The organism is Pseudomonas sp. S12(2018), from assembly GCF_024355235.1.
Lineage (GTDB): Bacteria > Pseudomonadota > Gammaproteobacteria > Pseudomonadales > Pseudomonadaceae > Aquipseudomonas > Aquipseudomonas palmensis.
In genome coordinates this window covers 1-2,391 of record NZ_QLAD01000022.1, presented here as the reverse complement: position 1 = coordinate 2,391, position 2,391 = coordinate 1, and the positions used below count along the sequence as shown (strand labels likewise).

Sequence of the window (2,391 nt, the reverse complement as noted above, 5' to 3'; positions counted from 1 at the left end):
TGCGCAACTTCTTGCACAGTACTGCGCAAGAAGTTGCGCACTTTTTCGGGTTTTCTCGCGTAAAAGTGCTCAAAAAACGTACAGTAAAAACACAAGCTACTGATTAACAACAACTAAATTTAAGTTGGCACGGGTCTTGAACTGTCTCCTTGCAGCCGCACGGCATTTTTCGCCTGTCCGGCTTCACTTTTTGCAAGGAGCAAACCCCCATGGCAACACCTGCCTACATGTCCGTCACCGGCACCAAACAAGGCCTGATCACCGCCGGTGCCTTCACCGCCGATTCGGTCGGCAACACCTACCAGGAAGGCCACGAAGACCAGGTCATGGTCCAGGGCTTCAACCACGAAGTGATCATCCCGCGCGACCCGCAGTCCGGTCAGCCGACCGGCCAGCGCGTGCACAAGCCGGTGGTCATCACCAAGGTCTTCGACAAGGCATCGCCCCTGCTGCTGGCCGCGCTGACCTCCGGCGAGCGCCTGACCGAAATCGTCATCCACTGGTACCGCACCTCGGCGGCCGGCACCCAGGAGCACTATTTCACCACCAAGCTCGAAGACGCGATCATCGTCGACATCAAGGACTACATGCACAACTGCCAGGACCCGGCCAACGCGCACTTCACCCACCTTGAAGACGTGCACTTCACCTACCGCAAGATCACCTGGACCCACGAAGTGTCCGGTACCTCCGGCTCGGACGACTGGCGTACCCCGGTCGCCGGCTAAGCCTGCGTTAGTTCACTGCCCCGGCCAGCCAGCATGGCCGGCCGGGGCAGCCTGTCACCCCAGTTTTTGCAGCGGGAGGAACATCGGATGTTCTCAGCGGCCAACCAGCCCCATTTCACCCTGACCCTGGACGGGGTCGACAGCGACTTTCAGGTGCTGTCGTTCAGCGGGCGCGAAGCGCTCAGCCAGCCGTTCGAATTCGAACTGGAGCTGGTCAGTGAACGGGCGTCGCTGAACCTCGAATCCCTCCTGCACACGCTCGCCTTCCTGCAGCTGTCGCCCAGCGGCAGCGGCATTCACGGGCTGGTCTACAGCGCCGCGCAGGGCGAGGCCGGGCGGCGCCTGTCGCGCTACCGGCTGGTGCTGCGCCCGCAGCTGGCGTACCTGGCGCACCGCATCAACCAGCGCATCTTCCAGCACAAGACGGTGCCGCAGATCATCGCCCAGGTGCTCGAGGAGCACGGCATCCTCGCCAGCGACCACCGCTTCGTGCTTGGCGCGGTGTACCCCGAGCGGGTGTACTGCGTGCAGTACGACGAGTCCGACCTGCACTTCATCCAGCGCCTGTGCGAGGAGGAGGGCATCCACTACCACTTCCAGCACAGCCCGCAGGGCCATGCGCTGGTGTTCGGCGACGACCAGACCGTATTCCCCACGCTGGCCCCGGTGGCCTACCAGCAGGACACCGGGCTGGTGGCCGACGTGCCGGTGATCAAGCGCTTCGGCCTGCGCCTGGCCACGCGCACCAGCCGCACCACGCGGCGCGACTACGACTTCACCAAACCGCGCATCCAGCTTGAAAGCGATGCCGACAGCGGTGCCGCGCCGGACCTGGAAGACTACGACTACCCGGCGCGCTTCAGCGACCGCGCGCGCGGCAAGCACCTGGCCACCCGCGCGCTGGAGCGCCACCGCAGCGACTACCGCCTGGCCGAGGGCCGCAGCGACCAGCCGAGCCTGGTCAGCGGGCATTTTCTGAGCCTGACCGAGCATGCCAACCCGGCGTGGAACGACCTGTGGCTGCTCACCGAAATCATCCACGAAGGCAAGCAGCCGCAGGTGCTCGAGGAGGTGATCAGCAGCGACGTCACCGACCTCAAGGACGACTTCCACCAGGGCTATCGCAACCGCTTCTGCGCCACGCCGTGGGACGTGCCGTATCGGCCGCCGCTGAGGCATCCCAAGCCACGGGTGCTGGGCTCCCAGCGCGCCGTGGTGACCGGCCCCGAAGGCGAGGAGATCTATTGCGACGAGTACGGCCGGGTCAAGGTGCAGTTCTTCTGGGACCGCGAAGGCCAGTCGGACGACAAGACCACCTGCTGGATGCGCGTGGCCTCCAACTGGGCCAGCCAGAGCAGCTTCGGCGCCATCTCGCTGCCGCGTGTGGGCATGGAGGTGCTGATCACCTTTCTGGAAGGCGACCCCGACCAGCCGCTGATCACCGGTTGCCTGTACCACGGCGCCAACCTGCCGCCGTACCGGTTGCCCGACTTCAAGACCCTGGCCACGGTCAAGAGCAAGGAATACAAGGGCAGCCGCAGCAACGAGCTGCGCATCGACGACACCACCAGCGAGATCAGCATCGCGTTGCGCAGCGACCATGGCGCCAGTGCGATCAACCTGGGCTACCTGACCCACCCGCGCCCCTCGGGCGGCCAGCCGC

The 2,391-nt window shown here is 64.8% G+C and carries 2 protein-coding genes; both read left to right on the top strand.

The genetic code is table 11. The annotated features are described in order from the left end of the window. Positions 1-209: 209 nt before the first annotated feature. Positions 210-728: an Hcp family type VI secretion system effector gene (locus tag DN388_RS25315; protein ID WP_043859617.1), complete on the top strand. Its 519-nt coding sequence runs from the start codon at positions 210-212 to the stop codon at positions 726-728. 87 nt (positions 729-815) lie between these two features. Next, on the top strand, positions 816-2,391 hold a 1,576-nt coding region (locus DN388_RS25310; protein ID WP_255002867.1), incomplete at its 3' end, for a type VI secretion system tip protein VgrG.

What these genes read in the sequence shown, in the direction of transcription:
- DN388_RS25315 (WP_043859617.1), top strand. Translation starts at nt 210, where the DNA reads ATGGCAACACCTGCCTACATGTCCGTCACCGGCACCAAACAAGGCCTG.